Here is a 1,351-nt window from a genome sequence, read left to right on the forward strand (position 1 = left end):
TCCGAGACGGGGTAGCGGGATTCCCGTCGTACCGCCATGAAGATGCGGGGCATGACGGGGAAGTGGAATGCCATGTGGCATTCGTCGCCGCCGCTTTCGAAGTCGCCGAAGTAGTCGACGACGTCCTCCGGCCACTGGTTGGCCTCCGCCAGCACCACCGTGTCCGGGTAGGAGGCGTCGATCTCCTTGCGCACCCTCTTCAGGAACTCGTGGGTCGCCGGAAGGTTCTCGCAGTTGGTGCCCTCCTGCTGGTAGAGGTACGGCACCGCGTCCAGCCGGAAGCCGTCGATGCCGAGGTCCAGCCAGAAGCGGAGGGCGGAGATCATCTCCTCCTGGACGGCCGGGTTCTCGTAGTTGAGGTCCGGCTGGTGGGAGAAGAAGCGGTGCCAGTAGTACTGCTTGCGGACCGGGTCGAAGGTCCAGTTGGAGGCCTCGGTGTCGACGAAGATGATCCGGGCTTCCGGGAACTGCTTGTCGTCGTCGGCCCAGACGTAGTAGTCGCCGTAGGGCCCGTCGGGGTCCTTCCTCGACTCCTGGAACCACGGGTGCTGGTCGCTGGTGTGGTTCATGACGAAGTCGATGATCACGCGCATGCCGCGCTGGTGGGCGGCGTCGACGAACTCGACGAAGTCGGCGAGGTCACCGAACTCCGGGAGGACGGCCGTGTAGTCCGAGACGTCGTAGCCGCCGTCGCGCAGTGGTGACTTGAAGAAGGGCGGCAGCCACAGGCAGTCGACGCCCAGCCACTGCAGATAGTCGAGCTTGGCGGTGATGCCCTTGAGGTCGCCGACTCCGTCGCCGTTGCTGTCCTGGAAGGAGCGGACGAGGACCTCGTAGAAGACCGCGCGCTTGAACCACTCCGGGTCCCGGTCCTTGGCGGGAGTGTCCTCGAAGGTGTCCGGAACGGGTTCGTTGACGATCATGTTGTGGGTGACCCTCCGATCTGCGGGTTGGACGGTCGCAGGACGGTGAATACGTGCGCGGGACGGGTGCCCGGTTCCAGGCGCACATAGTTGGACCTGCCCCAGTGATAGGTCTCGCCGGTGAGTTCGTCGCGCACCGGCACCGACTCGTGCCATTCCAGGCCGAGTTGCGGCATGTCCAACGAGACCGTCGCCTCCTGGGTGTGGTGCGGGTCGAGGTTGGCGACCACCAGAACAGTGTTCGAGCCGCTCCGCTTCGAGTACGCGATCACCGCGTCCTTGTCCGAGTGATGGAAGTGGAGGTCGCGCAGCTGGTGCAGGGCAGGGTTCGCGCGTCGGATGGCGTTGAGGCGGGTGATGAGGGGGGTGATGGTGCGGCCTTCGCGTTCGGCGGTCTGCCAGTCGCGCGGGCGCAGCTGGTACTTCTC

2 protein-coding genes are annotated in these 1,351 nt (G+C 65.4%); both read right to left on the bottom strand.

The features are described from left to right. Positions 1-923, bottom strand: a 923-nt coding sequence (locus AB0N07_RS51100) for an alpha-amylase family glycosyl hydrolase (protein WP_365847850.1), incomplete at its 3' end; no start/stop codon positions are given. Continuing rightward, the coding region (locus AB0N07_RS51105; protein WP_365847852.1) for an alpha-glucosidase C-terminal domain-containing protein at positions 920-1,351 on the bottom strand (432 nt) is incomplete at its 5' end. The genes AB0N07_RS51100 and AB0N07_RS51105, both read right to left, overlap by 4 nt.

Source organism: Streptomyces sp. NPDC051172, from assembly GCF_040682555.1.
GTDB lineage: Bacteria > Actinomycetota > Actinomycetes > Streptomycetales > Streptomycetaceae > Streptomyces.